Consider the following 25,145-nt stretch of genomic DNA (forward strand, 5'->3'; position numbering starts at 1 on the left):
TTACGATATTTACTCTTTATCTGTTTCTTTCGACAAAGAAAAGAGATCCCATACAGCAATGAACATTGCAGCAATCACCGGACCGATGATGAAACCGTTGAGGCCAAAAAGTGCCATGCCGCCAAGCGTTGAAATAAGTACGACGTAGTCTGGCATTTGTGTGTCCTTACCAACGAGTACAGGCCGAAGAATGTTATCAATCAGTCCGATCACCAGAACGCCAAATGCGAGCAAGCTCACACCACTCCAAATTTCACCCGTGAAGAGAAAATAAATTGCGACCGGTGCCCATATTATTGCTGCGCCCATTGGCAACAGTGAAAGGAATGCCATCAGGACGCCCCATAACAGCGACCCTTGAATACCAAGAATCCAAAAGATTAAACCACCTAGCCCACCTTGCATCGCGGCCACAGCGATATTACCTTTTACCGTTGCACGAATGACCGTGATGAACTTGCTGAGCAAATGGCGCTTGTGCTCCATACTTAATGGAATTGCTTGCTTGATCCGTCCGGACAAACTAGAACCTTCACGTAACAGAAAGAACAGCAAATACAGCATGATTCCAAAACTGATAATGAAATCAAAAGTATTTTGACCGATAGTGAAAGCCTGCGTCGCAATGAATTTGCTGCCTTCCATCACGCCGGCAGATATCTTGTCTTGCAACGCGGAGATGTTTCCGAATCCGAAACGATCCAGTAGCTCGACCATCCATCCTGGTAAGGCATTAATGATTTGTTGAAAATACGTGCCGAAATGCAGCTCTCCCGATTGAAGTTTTTGGTAAAGGCTGACTCCCTCTTGCACGAGTGAAGCGGTAATAAATGTCAGCGGGAGAATGACAATAACCAAACAAAGTATCAGCGTGGCGAGCGCAGCCAGGTTCTGCCTGCCGTGCGTTACAATCAGCAAACGACGATAGAGTGGTGTAAACAATATGGCAAGGACGGTACCCCAAAAAACCGCTCCGAAAAATGGCCACACGATCCAGCCAAATGCAATGGAAACGATAGTTAACAGAAGCAAAAACACTTTTTTCTGAAATTCTGAGGAATTCATATGCAATTTTGGAAACCAGGCGAATGGTATTCATTGTTTGTAGTCTCAATGTTACCTGAACTTAGTATTGAAGGTAGATCAAGAATATATCGACAAACTATGCTTGATTTATTCTTGGCAATTTTAGAAGGTAAACCACTGTTTCAACAAATTAACGACTCTCAATGAGTTAGGGGCGCATGAATTTTAGAGGCATAGAATGCAAAAAACTATCAAATACTTAACCTCTTCGGGTTTAATTTTCCGTCCCTTGGGGCGAAGGCTGGCTGAAAGCCAATAGCTGGGAGAGCGGTGTTAATACTTCGTTGCTTGCGGCAGGGCGCTTGATTCGTATTTTTGCTTTAATAGTTGATTAGAAAGCCTAAGTTCCGGCCTTCGCGGGAATGACGATGTATACTATTTGATAGTTGACTCTTTAGGCGCTGGAGCTGTTCGCTCAAATGAAGGTGATAATATCGTCACCGTAATTCGGCGATTTCGCGCGCGCCCTTCTGCCGTATCATTGGACGTGACTGGATAGTTGGCGGCAGAGCCTATCGCTTTCAGGTATCGAGGCGTTAACCCATGACCGATAAATAAGCGCACTACGCTACTGGCACGTGCCGAAGATAATTCCCAATTGGATGGAAACTGCTGAGTGTTAATGGGGATGTTATCGGTATGTCCTTCGACTTCAATGGCCAGATCGACCTGCTCTAGCACCTTCGCCACTTCGGCTAGAGTATTTATGGCACTACCTTGCAATACTGCATCCCCTTGATTGAATAGCGCGCTAGCATTGATTTCCACCGCTACACCGCGATTAGTCTGCATTACACTGACTTGGCCATTTTTTATCAATGCGCTCATAACTTGATTGATTTTTTTGGCGATGTCCTGCATGGCTTCCTGCTGTTGTTCGGCTAACTTGGCGTTCCTCCTGTCCACCAGGGATTTCAGCAATAAGTCTTGCTCGTTGGTTGGAACAATTGCTTCGGATTTGACTATCTGTTTACCAAATGCAGAAGTCAATGAAGCACTGAACATTTGATATTTACTCTCATTCACCGAAGAAATTGCATACATCACTACAAAGAAGGCAAATAACAGGGTGATGAAATCGGCGTATGAAATTAGCCAGCGATCATGGTTGTCATGTTCTTTATGTCTTACCCGGCGTGCCATGGCTTAAGGAATAAATCCCTGCAATTTACTTTCGATGAAACGTGAACTTTCACCACTGGCGATGGCTGCCAGTCCATCTACCAATATTTCACGCATTACTACCTGTTGCAGGATTAACATTTTCAATTTATTGGCCATAGGCAAAAAAACCAGATTCGCAAGTCCCACACCGTAAATGGTAGAAATAAACGCAACCGCAATACCTGCCCCCAGTTTTGAGGGTTCGCTAAGACTCTGCATGACGTGTATCAATCCAAGCACAGCGCCTAAAATGCCGATAGTCGGCGCATAACCTGCTGCTGATTCCCATATACGCGCAGATTGGAATCGCAATTGTTCATACGTATGATTATCGACCTCCAGTACTTCTCGAATTTTTTCTGCGCTGTTGCCATCCACTAGCAGTTGAAGTCCTTTTTTTACAAATAAATCGCTGCTTCTGGCAATGTGTGGTTCCAGAATAAGGATGCCGTCTTTGCGTGCCTGTTTGCTCCAAGCGGTAATCTGATAGATTAATTTCTGCGGGGATAACTTGGGTGTAATGAATACCCAACGACTCATTTTGATCCCAGATAAAAAAATATTTAATGGGCTCTGTAGCATCACAGCACCCAGCGTACCGCCGAACACGATGAGAAAAGCTGCGCCCTGAAAAAGAATGGATAGCTCACCGCCTTCAAGTAATTGCCCGCCTAAGATACCGCCCAGGCCAAGCAAAAGACCGGCTAAGCTAAGCTTGTCCATTAATGCCCTTTCAACGAACTGCGCAAACGCGCTACCGCTTGGCTGTGCAACTGGCACACCCGCGATTCGCTGACGCCCATCACCTCACCGATTTCGCGCAAGTTCATATCCTGCTCATAATGCATGCCCATTAACATGCGTTCACGTTCCGGCAAATTTGCGATGGCCTGAATCAAGGCACCGCGAAAACGTTCATCTTGTAACACTTCGAGCGGATTGGCGTCGCTGTCAAAATCATAACGCTCAAAGAAATCCTCTTCACCCTCACTGTGAAAATCTTCGTAATAAACTAATTGCGCGCCACGCGACGTGAACAACATATGCTGATACTCGGTCAGCGGCATGCCCAACTCTTGAGCAAGTTCCGTTTCACTGGGTGGTTTGCCCAAGCGTTGCTGTAGTTTGCTGATTGCCGCTTCAATTCGGCGCATATCACGGCGCAAGCTGCGTGGCATCCAGTCGGCTTGGCGCAGTTCGTCCAGCATCGAACCGCGGATGCGTTGCGAGGCATATGTTTCAAATTGCGCGCCACGCAACTCATCATAGCGTCCAGCTGCCTCCAAAAGACCCATCATGCCAGCTTGTATAAGGTCATCTACTGCTATGCTGCTGGGTAATCGCACCATCAAATGATGTGCAATACGTTTTACTAGCGGCGCATATTCTTTGATGCATTGTTCCTTGTCGCTTAATCCGCTTGCTGTGTACATAATATTTGTTATTGAGATTTACATTGATTATGGAAGGTGTAGCTGAGCAACCATCATTCTCGTTTCGATAAGCTCAATACAGAGTGGCTTGGGTGAAACGAAAATCAAAAAATTAAAATGCTTTATTAAAGTTTACGAACTCCTATTTTTGCGGAAATGACTAGGTTAAATAAAACATGCCGTAATGTGAAATTTTAGCGCCATATATTTAGCTTTAAAATATTTTTTAAACGATGCTATATCAAAGCGTTGTTTGATGTATAGAGATATTTTTAATGTATTTTTAATATATTCGCGTATGCCTTAATTCCGTACCTACTTGCCGAATCAAGCGCTGCATAATACTGGGCAGACTTCCTGCCTCCTCCTTCTCTGCAACAGGCAACAACATGAGGTTGCGTTCCAGCTCGCCAAATGCCAGCGCAGACTGTGCAGTGGGAAATGCATCAAGAACGGGGCGGCATAATTGTGTCGCACGTTTGAGCTTGTCATCAAATGGAATATAACCTAGATATTCCACGCATACCTGCAAATGTTGGCGTGCCACTTGTGCCACGTTACCAAATATAAGACGTGCCGCTTGTTCATTACATGCCTTGTTAACAATAATCCCAAAGTTCTGGCGCCCATCCTGCATGGCCATGCGCTTGATCAAGGCATAACTCTCAGTAATAGCAGAGGGAGTGGAGTTCAGTACGAGCAGTAGCGGCTGATTGGGTGCCAGGCTACCAGTAATATCCGGCTCTCTATATGTTGTTGCATCCACCAGTACCACATCAACATCACAGGATGCTTCCGCCAAACTTTCCAGCAAATGCTCACGTTTTTGTGTACACAAGGTTGGCAACGCTCGAATGGCACGTGCTACAGGGAGTATGCGTATATTCTGTGGACCATCATGCAGCGTAATATCGCGCATCGTCTTTGCGTGTTGTACAGCGTGCAACAAATCATGATGTGGCTTAAGCGCGAGCATATTACTTACATTGTCGTGTGATGGGCTTTCGTCCAGTATGAGCACTTCTTTGCCGGCGTGCGCCAAGGCCGTAGCCAGATTCACCACTACACTGGTCGCTCCGAAGCCCGTGCGGGCAGCGGCCACAGTGATCACACGTGTGGAAGCACGAACCAACAGACGGCGCAATCCCTCAGCTTGATCAGTTACGCGTTCAATTTGCATATTCCTCCCGCATTACAGGTGCCGCACCCACTCCCGCCATCAGCGCAGGGAATTCCAGTTCATGCAAAGCGAATGGAGTTGCTTTAGCAGATTGTTTGAAGGCACGATGCAATAAATATTCCATGTTCACTTCGTGCAAGTCTTCTGGCACGCGTTGTCCATTGGCGATGTAGTGCAATATCAATTTGTGGCGCATTGCTACATCCAGCACCGTACCGAAGGTTACTGCTTCGTCCAGTTTCGTGGGGATGCAACCAATGACCCCTGCACCGTTATACATGCACACCACATCATTTAGCGTGTCACCGCTACTGGTGGCATTAAGCAACAACAGACGTTGCACGCCAGTCGTATTGAACATTTCTGCTTGCGCTGCCATGCGACTATCGCGTTGCCCCATGCCGATGGTATCAATCAGCACCAAATGTTTTTGCTTCAGGCCGGATAAGGTGAGACGTAAATCTTCGGTATCGCGTACGGTATGTACTGCCACGCCAAGTATTTTGCCATAAATACGTAATTGCTCATGCGCACCAATTCGGTAGCTGTCAGTGGTGAGTAATGCCACCTTGTCTGCACCATAACGGACCACTGCACGTGCCGCCAGCTTGGCCGTGGTGGTGGTTTTTCCAACACCGGTAGGGCCTATCAATGCAACCACGCCGCCGCGCACGATTAAATCTTCTTGCTTTGTGGCGATACGTAAGTTGTTTCCCAACACCTGATGCACCCATTCCATATTGGCCTTGGCAGGCATTTTGTCGATCATTTGGCGCGACAGGGCTGGGCTAAATCCGGCATTCAGCAGTTCGCGCAACATACGAGTGCGTTGAGGGTCGCGCTGTTGTCTGTCTGACCATGATAGACAGTTCATCTGTTCCTGCATCATATTACGCATGAACTTGATCTCACTGAGGATGCCTTGCTGTTCCATTTGCATTGTTGATATGGATGGTATTGCAGGCTCGGTCATAATTGCGACAGGTGCGCGTTCTTGCGTAACTGTCGCTGCTCGAGTTGATGCGGGAGCGGGTTGCCTGGGCTCATGTGTTAACTGGGCAAATTCTGCGCTGGCCAGTGCCATAATCTCGACCCCACCGTCTATCTTACGGTTGGATAGGATAACCGCATCAGCACCCATTTCAATGCGTATCAGCCGTAATGCTTCGCGCGAAGTTGCCGCCACAAATTTTTTCATGTTCATGCTCTCCCTCCTACCATTGAAGTGACCCGTACCGCTTTGAAGCCGGGCACTTCTTCATGCGAAATAACTTTCAGTTGCGGTAACGCACGTTTCAGAAAACGTGCCAGCAAATCGCGTAACTGTCCCGGTACTAATAGAACCGTGGGCAGTCCTAATTGTTCTTGTAATTGTGCAGCAGTTCGCGCTTCACGCAGAAGCGTATCGGCTAATCCCGGTTCGATAGCCAAATTGTTGCCACCCGTCTGCATGGCTTGCATCAAAATATATTCCAGCTCTTTGTCCATGCCGATAACCTGCAACTCTTGCGCCGCAGGGTAGAACTGTTGCACGATGGCCGGGCCCAGCGCGACACGCACTAAGGCGGTAAGATGGTGTGCATCCTGTGTCTGAGCGGCACACTCGGCTAACGTTTCCAATATGGTGCGCATGTCACGGATATGCATACCTTCGTCGAGCAAGTTCTGCATCACTTTCTGCACTGTAGAAAGCGGCAGCAATTTAGGAATAAGATCTTCGGTCAACTTGGGTGACAGCTTACTTAAATGGTCGAACAATTGCTGTAATTCCTGTCTGCCCAGTAGTTCAGCGGAGTGGGTATGGATAAGATGGCTAAGATGAGTGGCGATAACCGTGCTGGCATCAACCACTGTATAGCCCATAGACTGTGCCTGGTCGCGCATCGCTGTTTCTATCCAGATAGCGGGCAGGCCAAATGCCGGGTCATGTGTCTGGGTACCGGGCAATACACCGCTGACGCTACCGGGGTTAATGGCCAGATGCATATTGGGAAAGGCGTCGCCCGTGCCAATTTCCACCCCTTTCAGGGTAATGCGGTAAGTATTTGGGCGCAGGTCAAGATTGTCGCGGATATGCACTGCAGGCGGCAAGAATCCGACGTCATGGGTAAATTTTTTGCGTATCCCCTTGATGCGTCGCAATAAATCACCATCCTGTGCTTTATCGACCAATGCGATAAGACGATACCCGACTTCCAGTCCCAGTATGTCCACTTGTGACACGTCTTCCCAGCTCGCCTCATTAGTTTCCGCTGGGGGTACCTCAATGTTGACCGTCTCAGGTTTTTGCTCGACTGTTTTGCTGCGTTGGATGATGAAATAAGCCATGCCGCCCAGAGCGCCGGCTAGCAACAAGAAAGAGAAGTGCGGCATGTTAGGAATAAGACCCAGCATGCCGATGATGCCCGCAGTTAAAACCAGCACCTGTGGTTGGCTAAATAATTGCCCCACGATTTGCTGGCTGATATTTTCTTCCGTCGATACACGGCTCACCATCATGCCGGCGGCAGTGGAGATAACCAGTGCCGGAATTTGCGCCACCAAACCATCGCCGATGGCTAGCAGGGTATAATTGTTGGCGGCAGTAGCGATGTCCAGGTTGTGTTGAAATACGCCAATGATCAATCCGCCGATGACATTGATAAAAATGATGATAATGCCCGCTACCGCATCGCCTCGCACAAATTTGCTGGCGCCATCCATTGAGCCATAGAAATCTGCCTCTTGCGAAATAGCAGCACGCCGTCGTCGCGCTTCTTCTTCGCCAATCAATCCGGCATTCAAATCGGCGTCGATCGCCATCTGCTTGCCCGGCATTGCATCCAATGTGAAGCGTGCTCCCACCTCAGCGATACGGCCTGCGCCCTTGGTAATTACCACAAAGTTAATCACCACCAGAATGATGAACACGACTATGCCGACGGCGTAATTGCCGCCCACCAGGAAGTGGCCGAATGCTTCGATCACCTTGCCGGCAGCTCCAGGGCCAGTATGGCCTTCCAGCAGTACCACACGAGTGGAAGCCACGTTGAGTGAAAGGCGCAGCAGTGTGGTAATCAGCAGGACGGTTGGGAATACAGCGAAATCCAGAATCTTGACGGTATGCATACTTACCAGCAAAACCATGACAGCTATTGCAATATTGAAGGTGAACAAAATATCAAGCAGGATTGGCGGTAATGGCAACACCATCATCGCCAGAATCATCACAATCAGCACTGGTCCCGCCATGCTGCGCAAACCAATACGCTTGATGAAATTTTGTATGGTTAATAAGTTAATCATATAGATTCTTCCTCATTCGATGCGGGATCAAGTTGTGGCGGTACCGGCAAGTCATGTGGAGCATCCGGCATAACACCACTGCCTTGGCGATAACGGCGCAATTGATACACATAGGCCAATACTTCTGCTACGGCGTTGTATAACGCTTCGGGGATGGCCTGCCCCAAATCGGTATGTTTGTGCAAGGCGCGCGCCAGTGGGGGAGCTTCAAGGATAGGCACATTATTCTGTATGGCAATTTCACGGATACGTGCAGCAAGCAGATGCGAGCCTTTGGCCACCACGATAGGTGCACCCAACCCTTTTTCGCTGTAACTCAATGCTACGGCATAGTGTGTGGGATTGGTCACCACTACGTCGGCAGTCGGAATGTTCGACATCATGCGGCGGCGGGCCATTTCGCGCTGCATGCTGCGAATGCGACCCTTAACCTGTGGATCACCCTCGGACTCCCTTGCCTCCTTGCGTACTTCTTCCTTGGTCATCTTCAATTTTTTGTTGTGTTCCCACAACTGAAAAGGGACATCCACAGCCGCAATTAAAAACAAGCCACCCATAATAGTTAGGAAGCTCATCCACAAAAGATGGCCTAAATGAGGCAAGGCAATAGTTAACGGCTCCACTATCAATATCATCACCGAATCTTTGTAGTGCCAGATAGCCCATGCACCTATCCCACCTACTAACAGCGATTTGGCGATCGCCTTACCCAGTTCGGCCAGGCTATTAATCGAGAACATGCGGCCTATGCCTGTGATCGGATTGAGTTTTGCAAGGTTGGGTTGTAGTGGCTTCATGCTGAATATCCAGCCATTAAGCAATAAAGGGGACAGCGCGGCAGTAACAAGCAGCAACAATAGAAAAGGCAGAAATGCCACTAAAACTTCCAGCGACAGTGTGTGCAAGCGTGGCAATAACAAATTGTCGTTAAAAGCCAATGTGGCATCTAGAGTGAGACCATCATGCAACAGCTTGATTAGTTGCGCAGACAGCGCGGAACCCATCAGCCATAGCCCGGCACCTCCTGCAAATAGCACGGAAAAAGTTGATAATTCGCGTGAACGCGCTGCTTGACCTTCTTCCCGGGCCTGATCCAGGCGCCGCTGTGAGGGTTGTTCCGTTTTTTCGAGATCGCTGTCGTCTGACATAACTTATTACTCCACTGAGCTATAACGATTATCAACAATCTGGAAGAGCACAGCACGACGAATAAAGCGGGTTTTATGGTGTATTTCACGCTCTGGATGAGAAGGGAGGTAGTTGCGTACCGCCTATAATGTGAGATAGCACATATGAATAATAGCTTCAGCACGCTCTAATGAAGAATGTGGATATTCCGTGTAATCTGAAACTGTTTAATCTGCTATGAACTTGCAAAGAGGAAAAATGTTGCTTTGGGCTATAATGATAAAGTTGAAAGCTTATATGTACATATAATTTGATGGGCTAAGTGATTCATAGCAGGCAACATTTCGATAAGTGCACGATGAGCGACAAGAAATTGTCAACTAAAAAATTTGCTCATTCGTTGATTACCTACTCTCTAATCATAGAGTCAATTTGATATGATTTTCTTCAGGAATGCCTAGAACATTCAATTTATCGTTAATTATCATAATTTAACTCAGGCCGACCTTGGCAATTAAGCAGCACAGAATAATTAGGCGAGCAACTAGGAAAATCTTAGTGGAGAGCTCATTCTACTGGGTTGCGCTAGCGTTTTCGGCATTGCTGACTGGTTGTGCTATGGGCCCTGATTTCAAAAAGCCTGACGCGCCTCTTGCTACCAGTTATGCTCCTCAATCATTGCATCAAAAAACTGCTGTGGGATCAGGTCAAGTTGGAGAGTTGCAAAAATATAATGCAACAGCAGCCATTCCTTTTGACTGGTGGACGATGTTTCATTCACCGCAAATTAATTCATTAATTGAACGAGCTTTTAAGAACAACCCGACGATTCAGTCTGCACAAGCAGCGTTGCGCCGGTCGCAGCAGAACGTTATTGCGCAAGAGGGATTTTTCTATCCCACTATAGGTGCCAATTATTCGCCATCGCGTAATAAATTGAGTGGTAACAATGGGGGGAACGCATTAGGTTTACAGGGGAATGGTCGGAATATCCAAACCGTTTCAAACCCTGCGGGACCAGTATTTGTCGGGCCCGTTTATTACAATTATCATATCGCGCAATTAACAGTTGGTTACGTGCCGGATGTGTTCGGTGTTAATCGTCGGCAGGTCGAGTCCCTTCAAGCTCAATTAAATGCGCAGCATTTTCAATTGGAAGCTACCTACATCACACTTGCTTCCAATGTTGTGGCGGCTGCCTTGCAGGAAGCGTCGCTACGCAGCCAAATAGTTGTGATGCAAAAAATCATCAACTCCTACAATGAAAATCTCGAAATTATGCGCAAACAGCTTAAGCTTGGATTTATCGCTGAGCTTGATGTGGCGTCTCAAGAATCAGTGAAGGCACAGGCAGAGCAAGCGCTCATCCCGATAAAAAAACAGCTCGAACTAACTCGCGATTTGATTCGCGCCCTGGCCGGCAATTTACCCAATGAAGATGTACCAGAAAAATTTGAGCTCGGGTCGCTTCATTTACCTGAGGAGCTTCCATTAAGCCTTCCCTCACAACTTGTTGAACAGCGCCCCGATATTCGAGCCGCGCAAGAACAATTACACTCAGCCAGTGCGGAAGTGGGCGTGGCCATTGCCAGCCGACTTCCGCAGTTTTCAATTACCGGTGCGATTGGAGGAATGGCATCAACCCCGTCTTGGATGTTCCAGACAGGTGGCCCTTTTTTTTCGCTACTCGGAAATATTTCTAAAACGCTATTTGATGGCGGGACATTAAAAGCCAAGGAACGCGCTGCAAGAGAACATCTGGTTCAGGCGAGTGCAGATTATCGAAATGTGGTGATTACTGCTTTCCAGAATGTGGCAGATACGCTGCATACCATCCAGTCAGATGCCGATTTTTTGAAAGCTGCGGCACGATCTGAACAGGCCTTGAAAGTAACTGCTGATATTACCCGCAAGCAATACAAGCTGGGCTATGTCAGTTATCAAATCGTGGTGATAGCCGAACAAAGTCACCAGCAATCATTAATTAATCTGATTCAGGCTCAAACTAATCGTTTTGGCGATGCGGCGGCGTTGTACCAAGCGCTTGGGGGAGGGTGGTGGAATCGTTCCGATGTTACAAATAGGTACTAAAAATAAGTACTAAAAATAAGTACTAATTTAACCCCGTCGCTTGTCTTACAAAATGAGAAATTCGTTTTATGATCAAACTAAATAAAAAATTTTTGTTATTTCTTTTTGTTATTACCTTGGTAATTGTTGCAAGCTATTGGGGATGGAATAAATTTCGTGCGCCCAGTGCAGTGCCTAGTCCAGAAAAACCTTCTATCCAAGCGACTTCTGATCAGCTACGGTTTGCTGCGAACGCGCCACAGTTGTCATTTTTGAAAATAAAAACGGTTGAAGCATTTCCTGAGCCTTTGGTGGAGCCCCTAAATGGGCGTATTGTTTACAATGATAATCATACTGCTCGTGTTTTTTCTCCGCTTGTCGGCCGTGTCGTAAAAATACCGGTCGAAGTCGGGATGCAAATAAAAAAAGGTGATCAGCTGTTAGTATTGGACTCTCCTGATTTCGCTATGGCAATAGCCGATAACACAAAGGCAAATGCAGACCTGTTACGTAAACAAGAAATTTATGAGCGAACCAAGCAGTTGTATCAAGTCAAGGGAATTGCTCGCAAGGAGGTTGAGGCAGCTGCGGCTGATTGGCAACAAGCACAAGCAGAATCCCGGCGAGCTAAGGCACGCATGAAAAATTTGAATGCCGATGTGCCCACTTTAGCAGGCCAATTCATTTTACGTGCACCAATAGATGGGACCATCAGCGAACGTCAGGTCAATGCCGGTAGTGAGGTCAGGTCGGATGCCGTCAATCCATTGTTTGTCATTACCGACCCACTTCATCTTTGGGTGCAAATTGATCTACCCGAACGGCAGCTCGACAAGGTAAACCTTGGTGATCTGGTTTCTGTTGAAGTAGATGCTTACCCTGGCGAAATTTTTCAAGGGCAAGTGACTGTCATCGGTGGTGCATTGGATCCACTCACCCGACGCATACAAGTGCGCTGCGAACTGGATAATCCACACCTTAAATTAAAGCCGGAAATGTTTGCACGCGTCACTCCCGTTGCAAATGGAAAATCGAAATTACCCCGCGTACCAAACGCATCTATAGTCACCCAAGGCTTGTTCAGCTACATATTTGTTGAGCAGTCTCCCGGGGTATTGCAACGACGTCGGGTTACGCTCAGTCTACAGGGGAGCGAGTATGCCTATATCAAAGAGGGTTTGCAGGCAGGCGAACGTGTGGTCACAAGTGGAGCATTGTTACTTAATTCTGAACTCGGAACAACGAGTGATGCCGCTCATAACTAAATGTCGGTTCTAATCAAATGTTAGAGAAGCAATGTTAGAAAAGTTAATTACATTCGCACTGCACCAGCGCATGTTTGTGCTCGCCGGCACATGTGTACTGATGATTGCCGGTTGGCAGGCCATCGAAAATCTGCCGATTGAAGCATTTCCTGATGTGCAGGATGTCCAGGTACAGATTGTTACTCAAGCTTTGGGGCAAGCTCCCGAGGAGGTAGAGCGCAGCATAACGTTACCGATTGAGCGCGAAATGAGCGGCGTTCCACGCATGACACAATTGCGTTCTGTATCTATTACTGGCTTGTCAGTAATTACGCTTACTTTTTCCGACCGCACAGATGATTATTTTGCACGTCACCAAGTACTGGAAAAACTACAGAACATCAGCTTGCCTCCTGGCGTGCAACCCAGTCTGGCCCCTCTCACGAACGCGGTAGGTGAAGTTTATCGTTATGTGCTGGAAGTACCTAAAGGCATGCCGCCCAACGAGGTGCGCGCACTACAGGACTGGGTGTTACGTCCCGCGTTACGCCAAGTTCCAGGTGTAGCAGATGTAGTCAGTTTTGGCGGCACGGTGAAAGAATATCAAGTTCATATCAATCCCTTTCTTTTACGCAAATTTAATGTAACGCTCGATCAGGTAGCACAAGCCCTTAGTATTAATAGTAATAATGGCGGTGGCGGTGTGCTGAAGCGAGGTGATGAGGCATTGGTGGTGCGCAGTATCGGGTTGTTTAAAACTACAGGTGACATTGCGCGGGTAGTAATTATGGCCAAGGATGGCAAGACCGTGCTGGTTAGTGATGTCGGTGAGGTAGTTATTGGTGAACGGCCGCGCTCCGGTATTGTGGCCTTCAATGATTACGACAACGTAGTGCAAGGTATCGTACAGATGACCAAAGGGCAAAATGCCACCAGGATCGTGGAAGCCCTCAAAATTCGTATTGCACAACTTACACCAAAATTGCCACCCGGGGTGAAAATTGTCCCTTACTATGACAGAACTGACTTGGTTCGCCATGCAGTTCGCACTGTGAGTGAAAATCTGATTGTTGGCGCGATATTAGTTATAGCCATCCTGATATTATTTCTGCGCAACTGGTATGCGGCGCTTGCCGTGGCGGTGATTATTCCGCTGGCAATGTTGTTTGCATTTATCCTGCTTGATCACGGAGGCGTGTCAGCCAACTTGATTTCGCTCGGCGCGGTGGACTTCGGAATCATAATTGATAGTGCAGTCGTTTTGATCGAAGCGCTGATGGTCAAGCTTGCTCTAGCCAAGGCGGGTGCATTGCCGCAGCATCAAACTTATGGCTGGCGTTTACATCTCATAAAACAAACCAGCATTGAGATGGGGCATCCAATCTTGTTCTCCAAGGCAATAATTATATTGGCTTTTTTGCCGATATTCACCTTTCAGCGCGTAGAAGGAAAAATTTTCACGCCCGTTGCGCTTACCCTGACGTTCGCTCTTATAGGTGCAATTTTGTTGACACTGACATTATTGCCTACGTTATTGAGCTATGCGGTGAAAAATAAAGATCTTGCCGAAAAGCACAGTGATTGGATGCACAAACTGCAAGGGCACTATCGAAACTTGTTGTTGTGGGCAGGTAATCGTCGTAAAAGCATCGTCGTTGTTTCCACCTGTGTGCTTGCTATCACACTTATGGCAGTCCCTTTTCTGGGGAGTGAATTTCTACCCAAGCTGGACGAAGGCAACATCTGGCTGACTATCAGCTTGCCGCCAGCAACTGCATTAGATAAAACCAAGGATGTTGAACGTCAGGTGCGCGCTATCCTGAATTCCTATCCCGAGGTAAATAATGTCACCACTCAAGTGGGTCGTCCCGACGATGGTACTGATCCGAAGGGGCCGAACAATCTGGAAATTATGGCTGATCTTAATCCGCATGACACATGGCATTTTGTCGATAAAGAAGCATTAATTGCGGACATGACCAAAAAAATTCGCGCTATTCCCGGCGTCCCGACGAATTTTTCGCAAGTCATTCAAGATAATGTGGAGGAAGCGTTATCTGGTGTAAAGGGCGAAATCTCGGTTAAGATTTTTGGTTCTGATTTAGAAATTCTTGAAGATAAATCGGAACAGGTCGCCCATATCCTTAATGGTATTCGTGGAGCGGCTGACGTAGCCGCAATTAAAGTTGGCGGGCAAACCGAATTAAATATTACACTCGATCGCAATCGAATGGCGCGTTATGGCATCAATGTCAATGACGTGAATAACACCATAAAAATCGCTATGGCAGGTAGCACAGTCAACATTTTTTACGAAGAAAGTCGACGTTTCGATGTGACCCTGCGTCTGGATAAGCCATACCGGGACGCCGTAGATGACCTTGCCGATTTACCGATAACATTACCTGCCGGAGGAACTTTACCCTTGGGCTCAATTGCTGAAATTGCAGTGCGGCAGGGAGCAGCTCGGGTTGGGCGTGAAGCAGGTGGGCGATTAGTCGCAGTAAAAGCCAATTTGCTCGGACGCGACCAAGGCAGCTTTGTTGATGAAGCAATGGCAAAAGTGAACGCACAGGTGAAGCTTCCGCCTGGCTACAGCATGATTTGGGGTGGGCAATTTGAAAATCAGCAACGTGCAATCAAACGACTCAAAATCATTGTACCGTTGTCAATACTGATGATTTTTATATTGCTGTTCTGGGCATTTCGCTCCATGCGTAAAGCGCTTTTGGTAATCTTGATGGTGCCTTTCACGCTGATCGGAGGGATTGCCGGACTTGGATTCGCGGGGCTCCACCTGTCCGTTTCGGCCGCCGTCGGATTCATTGCCGTGGCAGGCATCTCAGTTCAAAACGGTGTGATCATGGTAGAGCAATTCATGGAAGGTTTACGTAATGGCAAAGAGATGTATGAGAGCGTACTGGAAGGTGCGGTGGCACGTCTACGTCCTATCCTGATGACCGCGCTGATGGCCGGTATCGGTCTGTTACCCGCCGCGCTCTCTCATGGTATAGGCTCGGAAACACAGCGCCCTTTCGCTGTGGTGATCGTCGGTGGGATTGTTTCCGCTACCTTATTCACTTTGTTATTACTGCCCCTGTTGTTCTCCGTATTTGCTGAAGAAACTAATTCCTCTCAAAAAATTCCTGGTTTGTAACTCAGAGATTATGTCAGTGGAAGTCTGATAATCGGGTTTTCGAAGAGCTGAAAGTCATGAGAACGGGAAGGGCGTTGTCACGAGGCTAGGTTTGAAGAAAACTGAATTTAAAGCTGCGGGTCGATGAATAAAAATTGGATATAAGGCGTGATATATCTGGGACGGGCAGATAGGTGACTACGTTGTCTTTCGTCTGTGGCAGTTTGGATGCCTTTTAAATCTAGTTTCACACAAGCCCGCAGCTATTCACGCAGTGGTAGACCGATCCCACAGCAAGCAAGTTATCCGCGCAAAATGGGAACGTTGCCCTCATCCAGGCTTAAGGACTGCACCTTATGCACAGTGAGGTGAGAGAGCGGGTAGCGAGGTCTTTATCCTATCCGATTAAAAAGGCGGTGCACCTGCCACATACCAAGTTATGTAGGTAGCACCTGCCGCGCAGGCTAAGGTGGCAATAGATAGTAATAGTGATTGTAACCATAGCCCCATTTTTTCGGAGACTGGAATTTTGGCAGCCAGTGGAATTCCTGCCAGCACAGTTAAAGCATACCATGGCAACTGTGCGGTCAGCACTGCGAGACAGCCAGTCAATCCGGCGATGAGTGACAAGGGCAGGGTAAAGCTACGTCCACATGGTAATCGGCTGTTAGATATTGCTTGGAGTAGAAGGTAAGCACTTGCCGCCGCACCCAGAGCTAAACCGAACTGGCCGAGCAGAGCAGATGCACCAAGCAATGCAGATCCACCCGTGCCCAATCCCAGTGCCATGCCTGCACTTCCTGCTCGTACGGGTGATTCATGTAATGTATCCATCCAGAATATCAACCAGCCGACATATAAAGCGCACCCGCCACTCCAAAGCAACATATGCGTCATATCCTGCTGTTGTAAAATGCGCAACGCCATCCACACTGTCGCAATACCGCCCGCTATAGTGAGGATCAAGCGTAGTGGACGCCAATTGAATTGTAATAACGTTAGAGCAAGTAGTGCAGAGAGCAGGCCCAGCAGCACGATTTTGCGTGCAGAGGTGAGTGGTTCAAAAGAGAAGCCACTCACCAAGTAAACAGTAATAGCAAACCCGGCAATAATCGCTAAACCGCTTAAGCGTAAGCGCTGTAATAATTCTGCCACTATCAGTGCGATGACGAAGGGAGCGAGACCGCCCTGTACGGCCGGATGATCTAGCAATTCTTGCATTTTGTGCGCACAGTTTTATTGGTTTCTAATGACATTTGTATCCTCACTCTGGGAATTTATTTGTCTGCGATTAAGTACATTTTATAATAATAACTTGCATTGGTGTGTACCCCTTGAAATATTGCTCATTACCCCAACATTAAGCACTACGATGTGCAAACACAAGAAATTGCATCCCATATTTTCAGTTTAAGAGAGGCATATATATGAAACGAATTTTTCTGTTTATTCTGACCAATTTGGCTGTACTTTTTGTCATCAGTATTACCTTACGCTTGCTGGGTATTGACAAAATATTGAATGATAGCGGTGGTATCAATTTCAATGCTCTCCTGGTCATGTCGGCAGTGATGGGTTTTGCTGGCTCGATAATCTCGTTGTTCCTGTCCAAATGGTCGGCCAAGCGGATGGTTGGAGCACAGGTCATTTCTAATCCGATTGATCCTACTGAGCGCTGGCTGGTGGAAACAGTACGTAAGCAGGCGCAAGCTGCGGGAATCGGCATGCCTGAAGTAGCGATCTATGAAGCACCAGACGTAAATGCTTTTGCTACCGGCTGGAATCGCAACAATGCACTAGTGGCGGTAAGTACCGGCTTGTTGCATAACATGAGTCGGGATGAGGCGGAAGCTGTGTTAGCGCACGAGATCAGCCACGTTGCCAACGGCGATATGATAACGCTTGCGCTTATACAGGGAGTAGTCAACACTTTTGTAATCTTTTTCTCCAGAATCATTGGTCATCTAGTGGATCGTTTGGTGTTCAAGACTGAGCGTGAATATGGCCCAGCTTACTGGATTACTAACATCATTGCACAAATGGTGCTGGGCATCCTGGCCAGCATTATTGTTATGTGGTTTTCGCGCCAGCGCGAATTTCGCGCCGATGCAGGGGGGGCAAATCTGGCAGGGCGTAATAAGATGATCGCTGCATTGGAGAAGCTGAAAATTAATCACGAACAGGCTACTCTGCCCGAGCAGATGGCAGCATTTGGTATCGCGGGTGGGGGTGGTTTAGCCAAATTATTTAGTACCCATCCGTCTCTTGATGAGCGTATTGAGGCATTACGCGCAGGACGTTAAGTTAACTTTATTTTCGGAGGTTGCCGGAAGAGCTGGCTAATAGAGCGAAGGTACGACCAATAAGCCGTATTCTATTTTAATTAGAGTAAGATCGAGTTTGGATCAATATCAGAATTCCCCTTTAATTTAGCACGGGATTTTCTGTTGTTGTGGGCATTGGTTGTTCCATTCTATACGGGTTAAAAGTTGTGTCAGCAGGCGTCACCATTTCTGTTGGCTGCTGCACGCTAGATGCAGGGTCACTCGAAGACGCAGTATCACTCGATGGCTGTTGCGCTGGTGATTCCATGCCGTGTGAAACAGGTGTATCGACTACTTCTGGCTTAGGTGTATCACCTACGGCTGGCTGTGAATTTTCTTGTTTATCTTCGATAGAAGTTTTATCCGGCGTATCACCATTTTCCTCGTCATCGAATTTTTCACGAGGCGGATTACCGTCATATACTAAGCTTTGACGTTGTTGCAAATAGGCATCACGGGTAAAGGCATAACGGTCAATAGCGGCTTCTTCCAATATTTTTTCCTGATCCAATAGCCCGGCCCGGAGATTGATCGTCCGTGTTACATACATTGTGTTACGTGTAGGTATATTAGGAATAAGGCGAATTGGGCTGGCATAACTATCCACATACAAGCCGATGCTATCGCGAACAGTTCTGGGGCCAAAGAATGGGAGGACGACGTAAGGCCCACTGCCGATACCCCAGTAACCTAAAGTCTGACCGAAGTCTTCGTTGTGTTTTTCAAGTCGATCAGTAATGTTAAATAAACCTAAAATCCCAAACGTTGAGTTGAACAATACGCGTGTGCCATCAGATGCAGCTTGAGCAAATTTTAATTGTAGCAGGTCGTTTATAGTGACAAGGATGTCATCCAGGTTCGAGAAAAAATTTGTTATCATGATTTTCCCGGGTTCCGGGATGATGGTGCTATAGCCTTTCGCTACCGGTTTCAATACAGCCTTGTCCACCGTATCGTTAAATTTATACATACTCCGGTTAAAAGGTTCAAGTGGGTCTTGCGGATTTCTTTCCCCCTGGGTTGAAGCACAGCCACCTAATGCAAGGCTGACAAGCAATAAATAAATTCTAGTTGAGGACATGAAAATCATTGAAAGTGAGTTTATTTGATGCAATTATAGTCGCAATGCCAATAGTCGCAAGTATCTAGATATTGCTCAGATAGTACCATCCCGAATGGATTTACTATCTCGCTACCTGCATAGAATTGTGGCCGTTTGGATGGTTTGCTCAATCCAGCTGCTTTACTGGTAATTATACACTTATCCCGCGTTTTAACTGCACAGATGCTACATTAAGTGACTGGGGTCAGGTAGCGTGTTACGTTCAGCACATCTATATTTATTTATTTAGGGAGGCGCTGATTAACTCGCGTTTCAGAATTTCACACATTTAAAAGTAAATTTGTTACGCGCGAAATTCCGCGAAATTTTGAATTAATCAGCGTCTCCTTAGGTCTTTCCCGAAATCAAAATCAAATCCACAATCTGTTATTCACATCATTAGCAATTAGTCCGTACTATAAGAAACAGACATTTCATTATCTTACAAGATCGCCCGCATCTTGCACCATCTTTCAATCTTTGTTAAGGTTGACCGCATCATGCAATTTTCCCGTGCGTTTTTTCCGTTACTCCTTACCTTGCTGTTGTTTTTTGCCCAGCAAGGTGGAACTATGCATGCTTTGCAGCATGCTCTTGCTGAGCATGGTCAGCAGCATGATAAGCACACACCGCATTCATCAGCGTGTGGGTATTGTGCGGCTTATACACAACTGGGTGGCGTACTTGGCAGCTCTCCCCCTTCCTTCGCAGTTACCGTTATTCCGAGCGGAACGGTATGGTTTAACGCCATTACATTCCGTTCCAACCAACCCCTTATCGCTGTTGCGCGTGGCCCGCCTGATTTTCTCCAAGAAATTGCATAAGACTGCCTCGTTATAACGCGAGGTTGTGTCATTTATTTTTGGAGAATTACTATGTTTATGCACGTCATACTTGGCGCGGCGCTATTCACTTATGCCGCGACGAGGAAATCCATTTACTTAATACCCCTGCTATTTTTGGCTTTTATAGCATCCGCTAAAGCCCACGCGGCTGATTCCATGCTTAGTGTTACTTGTAAAGATGAGGACAGGGGCGCCGAAATCTTTATCAATGATAAATTTAAGGGCAAATGTCCATTGAGTTTAATGATTCCCGCTGGCAAGTTGAAGTTGGAAGTTCACAAGAAAGTGGATGCTTTGAGTAATCGCGTATTCGAGCAGGAAATAAGAGTGGGTCAAGGCGTAGATAAAAATGTCAAAGTGCTATTAGGTGCTGCGCAACTCAATGACAAAGGTAAGCAGCTCCAAGCCAGGCGACTAAGCCTGGAGCAAGCAGAATTGAAGAGGCCAGGGAAAGAAGGCACACCCGAAACTGTTGCGACTCCAGTCCCAAATTTTGCTATGACCCATCCTGTCGTTCCGCCGCCGGTCGTGGTAGCCGCACCGGCCGCAATTATTCCTCCCGTCATGTTGTCGCCGCAGGTTGTGGCTACGGAGCAAGCAGAGAATGAAGCAATCATATTGCCGCCAATTGTTGTTACCGCCAACCCGTTGGGAAGCGCGCTGTTTGATCTCGTATCACCTGTTTCTGTGCTCAGCGGAAAAGATTTATCGTTTCGGCAAGAGAGTACTTTAGGTGAAACGCTTTCTAAACTCCCGGGCGTCAGTTCCACCTACTTTGGCCCAAACGCGAGCCGTCCCGTCATTCGTGGCCTGGACGGTGATCGTGTACGGATAATGCAGAACGGTGTCGGCATGCTCGATGTTTCGGCCTTGAGCCCTGATCATGCTACAACCGTAGAGCCGTTGGTGGTAGATCGGATCGAAGTGGTGCGCGGCCCTGCAACACTGATGTATGGCGGTTCCGCAGTCGGAGGTGTAGTGAATACGCTAGACAATCGTATTCCCCAATCACCCATCGAAGGCTTGATGGGCCGCGTTGAACCTCGGATGGGCGGTGCCGCCAATGAGCGCAGCGGTGCAGCCGTACTGGAAGGCGGCAATGGCTTGGTTGCACTTCACGCTGACATCGCTTCACGCCGAACTGACGATCTCCGTATTCCTGATTTTGCCCGATCAGACCGACAACGTACTTTGGATGGCCTTACAGTTGAACAGCCTTATGGACGTTTGCCCAATAGCTCATTGAAGAGCGATAGCGGTGCTGTGGGCGCTTCCCTCACTTTGAACAAGGGATATATCGGCCTCTCATATAGCGATATGCAATCGAACTACGGTACCGTGGTGGAACCGGATGTACGGGTCGACATGAACAGCAAACGGTTAGGTGTGGCGGGGGAAGTGCGCGAACTGGGCACCTTCGTTCAGGAAGTGAAATTCAAATATGGCTATACCGACTATCTGCACAATGAGTTGGATAAGGGTGAAATTGCAACCACGTTCAAAAACAAGGGGTATGAAACACGGGTAGACGCAACTCACGCCAAGTTGGGGCCATTCACCGGCGCCTTCGGTGTGCAGCTTTCAAATGCTGATTTTGAGGCGCTCGGCGCGGAGGCATTTCTGCCGAAAGTCAATACAGACGCCAAAGCGCTTTTCATTTATGAGGAAGCCACATTCGGTAATGTAAAATTTACTGCAGGGGGCCGTAACGAACATACCACAGTAGAATCGGCCGGGGATAGCCCAACAACGACGCGCTTTGGTGCTGCCCAGGCACGCAAGTTTTCAGCCAATAGCGGCGCCTTAGGCGCACTCTACACCTTCAGTCCGAAGGTTACCTTGGCTGCAAATCTTTCGCATACCGAGCGTGTGCCGACCTATGCCGAGCTATTTGCGAATGGCAGGCATGTAGCAACGGGACAGTTCGAGGTGGGTGACACAATGCTTTCTAAGGAAAAATCGAACGGTGCTGATGTACAACTGCGCTGGCGTTCAGGACCGCATTCAGCAAGTATCAGTGGTTTCTACACACGCTTCCAGAACTACATTGCGTTGATTAAAAGTGGTCAGGAGCAGGAAGAGCTTACGGAGGCTTTATTTCGTGCGGTGAAGGCTGAGTTTCATGGTTTTGAGGCGGAAGGAAAATTTCGGATATATGAAAAAACAGGTAATCTCGATCTCAATCTGCGCGGCGACTCTGTGCGGGCGAAAAACAGCGACACGGGCGAGTCATTGCCGCGCATTTCTCCCATGCGTCTTGGCGCGGGCCTTGATTACCAACTTGGTAAATTCAGTACGAGGCTCGATGTTTCCCATTCTTTCAAGCAGGATCGAGTCGCAGAGAATGAATTGTCCACCCCTGGCTACACGCTGACCAACACCACGTTTAACTATCGCTTTAAGACGCAAGCAGTAAGCTGGGATGCGTACATCAAAGGCAACAATCTTTTCAATCAGGAAGCACGAACACATACCTCATTTTTGAAGGAAATCGCCCCGTTGCCGGGGCGTGGTTTTCTTCTCGGTGTACGTGCCAATTTCTAGATTTCCTATAACAAGATTCATTCGACAGCATGAACATGATGATGTCGCATCCAACAGGGTGCGACAATTTGTCACATTCCCCCAGTCTTAACATTAAGTTAACATCGCGCTCCAATATTATTGGTGAGCGGGTTAGTCGGTTAGCAACTGATGTAACTGTGATTAGTGATTTTGGATTTATGTTGAGTGTACCGTGTAAAACTCAGTGCTACGGCGTGGGTTTTGCTAGCAAAATTTAGAGGGATAATTTATGAGGTCTGGCTACAAATCACAGTATTTATTAATCTTGGCTGCATTACCCTGCCTCGCATATGCAGACCATATAGTAAAAGATTTTGAGCCAACTCTCCCCACAGTCAATGTGACAGCTGAACGTGACAAGCTGGGTGCATCATTGACTCAGCCAGATATCAAGCGAGCTACCAACGAAATTAATCAAACCGCTGGTGGTGTGGCTATTGTAGATGCCGAAAAGGTTCGCGAAGGTCGAGTATCAAATTTTGCCGATACTTTAGGACTTGCCACAGGTGTATTTGCTCAGTCTCGATTTGGAGCTGAAGAGACACGCTTATCTATACGGGGGTCAGGACTGCAACGTACATTTCATGGCCGTGGTATCAAGCTGATGCAAGACGGTATCCCAGTTAATCAAGCTGATGGCAGTTTTGATTTTCAGGCAATCGAACCGCTGTCCACTCGTTATATTGAAGTTTATCGCGGAGCCAATGCACTTCGTTATGGAGCGACTAACCTGGGCGGTGCAATCAATTTTGTTTCTCCTACAGGTTACGATGCACCAAGATTTGAAACACGTGCAGAAATTGGCAGTTTTGACTATAAACGTTTCGGCGTTGCTACCGGTGGTGTTGTCGGTGACCTGGATTATTTCATCAATGCAAGCACCTTCAGCCAAGATGGTTATAGGGAATTTGCTAAACAAAATGCAAAACGGACAAATGCGAATATTGGCTATCGGTTCAACCCTGATTTAGAAACCCGTTTTTATCTTGGTTACGCGAATAGTGACTCTGAATTGCCAGGTAATCTGACTAAAGCTCAATTGAAGATTGACCCAAGCCGAGCGTTTCTGAGCCCTACCACCCTGCAACAAAAACGTGATATTGAGTTATTGCGCATAGCCAACAAAACCACATTACGTATGGGTAATACCCGTCTGGAAATTGGTGCTTTCTACTCTGAAAAAAACCTATTCCACCCTATTTTTCAAGTGCTGGATCAGGATAATCATGATTACGGCCTAGAAGTGCGCCTAGTAAACGATAGTCAGCTATTCGGTTATAAGAACGAATTCGTGCTTGGCTTTACCCCTACCCGAGGTATCACACAGGAAGATCGCTGGGTAAACAATAAAGGCAACCGGGGTGGTCGCACCAACAAATCTGATCAGATTGCTACCAATATGGGGTTCTATGCTGAGAACCGCTTATTTGTATTGCCCAAACTCGCCGTGATTACCGGCGTGCAATATACCAAGTCCAAACGAGAATATATTGACAAATTTTTCGATACGCCAGCTCAAAATGAAAGTTTCAATGCAAACTATACTCAAACCAGCCCTAAAATTGGACTCTTGTATAACCATCTTCCCAATGTGCAATCTTATGCAAATCTTTCGCGCAGTTTCGAGCCCCCTTCATTTGGCGAACTGGCGGGAGGTTTAAAACCCAACATTGTTAAAGCTCAAAGCGGCACTACTTTTGAAATGGGTACACGTGGTAACAGCAAAAATATTGATTGGGACATCTCCGCTTATCATGCACGATTGAGCAATGAGTTATTGCAGACTGCTGTTTTTGCGGGCGGTAATAATCCAGTTCCGGTGGCACAAACTACTAATGCTTCTCGAACAATACATGCTGGCCTTGAAATGGGGTTGACAGCACGCCTACCTTTCAATCTGGAATGGCGCCAAAATCTGTTAATTAACGAATTTCGCTTTGATGATGATCGCACTTATGGCAATCGCCGTCTGCCAGGTATACCCAGAACCTTGTTGCGCGGTGAGTTGAAGTATCGCTCAGGTGGTTTCTATATTGGCCCCACTATTGAAACTTCACCACATCGATATGCGGTCGATTTTGCAGAGACCGTTTATGCAGATGGTTATACCATTTTTGGTTTAAAGATGGGCCAGCAATTGACCAAGCGACTTTCCTGGTTCCTGGAAGGGCGCAATCTTGCTGACCGTAAATATGTAGCCACCACCAGCGTGGTACTTAATCAAGGCGGTGCTGATGGCGCTCTATTTCTGCCTGGGGATGGCCGTTCAGTCTATACCGGTGCGCAATGGAGATTTTAATGTCTAGTGCTTAATTGCATAAGCTAATATGCTGAAGTTGGTTGTCAATTAGGGATATGAATAGATACTAGTAAAACCTCTAATATTTATAGATCGTTTGACAGCTTTGTAGTCATCGATGTCCATGCAAACTATAAAGTAAACAAAAACTGGAACGCAACAATGGAGATCGAAAATATTAATGACTACAAACACACTCTTTTTTACCCATTTCCATAACGCACATTTGTTGCCAATTTGCAATATAAATTCTAGGAAGATCTTCATGAAGTTTTCATTTTGGG

The 25,145-nt window shown here is 47.1% G+C and carries 17 protein-coding genes; 7 read left to right on the top strand and 10 right to left on the bottom strand.

Annotated elements, in window-relative coordinates; genetic code table 11:
• Nucleotides 1–9: 9 nt before the first annotated feature.
• The 8 genes from W01_RS01550 to flhB form a co-directional block, all read right to left on the bottom strand.
• Nucleotides 10–1,065: an AI-2E family transporter gene (locus W01_RS01550; protein WP_173051889.1), complete on the bottom strand. Its 1,056-nt coding sequence runs from the start codon at nt 1,063–1,065 to the stop codon at nt 10–12.
• A 396-nt stretch (nt 1,066–1,461) separates the two neighbouring features.
• Entirely contained in the window at nt 1,462–2,229 is a 768-nt protein-coding gene (gene motD, locus W01_RS01555; RefSeq protein ID WP_173051890.1) for a flagellar motor protein MotD, read from the bottom strand.
• A 3-nt stretch (nt 2,230–2,232) separates the two neighbouring features.
• Nucleotides 2,233–2,973 (bottom strand): flagellar motor protein, encoded by a 741-nt coding sequence (locus tag W01_RS01560; protein ID WP_173051891.1) that lies wholly within the window; start codon nt 2,971–2,973, stop codon nt 2,233–2,235.
• Nucleotides 2,973–3,683 (bottom strand): RNA polymerase sigma factor FliA, encoded by a 711-nt coding sequence (locus W01_RS01565; RefSeq protein WP_173051892.1) that lies wholly within the window; start codon nt 3,681–3,683, stop codon nt 2,973–2,975. Before W01_RS01565 ends, W01_RS01560 begins: the two co-directional genes overlap by 1 nt.
• Nucleotides 3,684–3,966: 283 nt before the next feature.
• Nucleotides 3,967–4,863 (bottom strand): MinD/ParA family ATP-binding protein, encoded by an 897-nt coding sequence (locus W01_RS01570; protein ID WP_173051893.1) that lies wholly within the window; start codon nt 4,861–4,863, stop codon nt 3,967–3,969.
• A complete protein-coding gene (flhF, locus tag W01_RS01575; protein WP_173051894.1) occupies nt 4,853–6,067 on the bottom strand; it encodes a flagellar biosynthesis protein FlhF in 1,215 nt (404 codons plus the stop codon). The genes W01_RS01570 and flhF overlap by 11 nt, the downstream gene beginning before the upstream one ends.
• Nucleotides 6,064–8,148 carry a flagellar biosynthesis protein FlhA gene (flhA, locus tag W01_RS01580; protein ID WP_173051895.1) on the bottom strand — a complete coding sequence of 695 codons (2,085 nt, stop codon included), beginning with the start codon at nt 8,146–8,148 and terminating at the stop codon, nt 6,064–6,066. The genes flhF and flhA overlap by 4 nt, the downstream gene beginning before the upstream one ends.
• The gene (gene flhB, locus W01_RS01585; protein ID WP_173051896.1) at nt 8,145–9,296 is read right to left on the bottom strand and encodes a flagellar biosynthesis protein FlhB; all 1,152 of its coding nucleotides are present in this window, start codon (nt 9,294–9,296) and stop codon (nt 8,145–8,147) included. Before flhB ends, flhA begins: the two co-directional genes overlap by 4 nt.
• 487 nt (nt 9,297–9,783) lie before the next feature.
• On the opposite strand from flhB, the gene W01_RS01590 reads away from it, so the two are divergent.
• The 3 genes from W01_RS01590 to W01_RS01600 all read left to right on the top strand — a co-directional run bounded on the left by W01_RS01590 (nt 9,784) and on the right by W01_RS01600 (nt 15,747).
• Nucleotides 9,784–11,367 carry an efflux transporter outer membrane subunit gene (locus W01_RS01590; protein ID WP_242007006.1) on the top strand — a complete coding sequence of 528 codons (1,584 nt, stop codon included), beginning with the start codon at nt 9,784–9,786 and terminating at the stop codon, nt 11,365–11,367.
• Between the two features lie 68 nt (nt 11,368–11,435).
• A complete protein-coding gene (locus W01_RS01595) occupies nt 11,436–12,611 on the top strand; it encodes an efflux RND transporter periplasmic adaptor subunit (protein ID WP_173051897.1) in 1,176 nt (391 codons plus the stop codon).
• A 31-nt stretch (nt 12,612–12,642) separates the two neighbouring features.
• Nucleotides 12,643–15,747, top strand: coding sequence for an efflux RND transporter permease subunit (locus W01_RS01600; RefSeq protein WP_173051898.1), 3,105 nt, complete (start codon nt 12,643–12,645; stop codon nt 15,745–15,747).
• 384 nt (nt 15,748–16,131) lie between these two features.
• Here the strand turns inward: W01_RS01600 and W01_RS01605 are convergent, their stop codons facing one another.
• Complete coding sequence (locus tag W01_RS01605; RefSeq protein ID WP_173051899.1) at nt 16,132–16,947, bottom strand: hypothetical protein; 816 nt, start codon at nt 16,945–16,947, stop codon at nt 16,132–16,134.
• A 206-nt stretch (nt 16,948–17,153) separates the two neighbouring features.
• Between W01_RS01605 and htpX the strand changes: the two genes are divergently transcribed.
• Nucleotides 17,154–18,029 carry a protease HtpX gene (gene htpX, locus W01_RS01610; RefSeq protein ID WP_173051900.1) on the top strand — a complete coding sequence of 292 codons (876 nt, stop codon included), beginning with the start codon at nt 17,154–17,156 and terminating at the stop codon, nt 18,027–18,029.
• Between the two features lie 121 nt (nt 18,030–18,150).
• Here the strand turns inward: htpX and W01_RS01615 are convergent, their stop codons facing one another.
• The gene (locus W01_RS01615) at nt 18,151–19,164 is read right to left on the bottom strand and encodes an MlaA family lipoprotein (RefSeq protein ID WP_242007007.1); all 1,014 of its coding nucleotides are present in this window, start codon (nt 19,162–19,164) and stop codon (nt 18,151–18,153) included.
• A gap of 488 nt (nt 19,165–19,652) precedes the next feature.
• On the opposite strand from W01_RS01615, the gene W01_RS01620 reads away from it, so the two are divergent.
• The 3 genes from W01_RS01620 (at nt 19,653) to W01_RS01630 (ending at nt 24,861) form a co-directional block, all read left to right on the top strand.
• Entirely contained in the window at nt 19,653–19,976 is a 324-nt protein-coding gene (locus W01_RS01620; protein ID WP_173051901.1) for a DUF2946 family protein, read from the top strand.
• A 51-nt stretch (nt 19,977–20,027) separates the two neighbouring features.
• Nucleotides 20,028–22,541, top strand: coding sequence for a TonB-dependent receptor (locus tag W01_RS01625; RefSeq protein ID WP_242007008.1), 2,514 nt, complete (start codon nt 20,028–20,030; stop codon nt 22,539–22,541).
• A gap of 250 nt (nt 22,542–22,791) precedes the next feature.
• Nucleotides 22,792–24,861: a TonB-dependent receptor family protein gene (locus W01_RS01630; RefSeq protein ID WP_173051902.1), complete on the top strand. Its 2,070-nt coding sequence runs from the start codon at nt 22,792–22,794 to the stop codon at nt 24,859–24,861.
• Nucleotides 24,862–25,145 lie beyond the last annotated feature (284 nt).

It is taken from the genome of Candidatus Nitrotoga sp. AM1P, from assembly GCF_013168275.1.
In the GTDB taxonomy this organism is placed as follows: Bacteria; Pseudomonadota; Gammaproteobacteria; order Burkholderiales; family Gallionellaceae; genus Nitrotoga.